Annotated in this window: 1 protein-coding gene; it reads right to left on the reverse strand. The window is 46.5% G+C overall.

The window, feature by feature from the left end:
- Positions 1–604, reverse strand: a 604-nt coding sequence (locus LKE08_RS10135) for a reverse transcriptase N-terminal domain-containing protein (RefSeq protein ID WP_375341415.1), incomplete at its 3' end; no start/stop codon positions are given.
- Between the last annotated feature and the right edge of the window lie 31 nt (positions 605–635).

The following is a 635-nucleotide window of genomic DNA, read 5'->3' on the forward strand; positions in this document are numbered from 1 at the left end:
GGTAATCATGGTCAATCTGGTCGAAACATTTGGCAATGTCGGCATCAAGGACGTAATATCCCATTTTGTTGATGCCAGTAAATATTCTGCCAATTGCGTCAAGGGTTGAGCGTCCGGGTCGAAACCCATAGCTTGTTCCCTCGAATTTAGGTTCCCAGTAGGGTTCCATTGCCATTTTGACCAAGGCTTGTTTGGCTCTGTCTCGGATTGTTGGGATTCCCAGCGGGCGTTTTTCATCCCGTCCAGGTTTAGGTATCCAGACTCTCCGTAACGGTTTTGCTTTGAAGTTTCCCTTGATTTCCTCAACAAGTTCAAACCTTTGTTTTGGGGATATTGCTACCACTCCATCCACTCCGGCTGTTTTCTTGCCTTGGTTATCTTGGGTCACTCGCCTTACAGCTAAGAGCCTTGCGTAGTATGACTTCAAAAGGAGTCTCTGCAACCTTTTAGCTTTTGCGTCCTGTCCCGATTGAGCCGCTTGATAGATACGTTTTTGCAACTTGAAAACCATCCGTTGGATTTTCGCCCAATTGATAGTTCTCCATGCATTCTTAGTGCCCGTTGGTTTCGGCTTGCCGAATCCTTTGGTTTGACTAGACGCCATTATTGCTACTCAAGTCTCCATCTTACGTCTG

It is taken from the genome of Lyngbya sp. CCY1209, from assembly GCF_035615495.1.
In the GTDB taxonomy this organism is placed as follows: Bacteria; Cyanobacteriota; Cyanobacteriia; order Cyanobacteriales; family Microcoleaceae; genus Limnospira.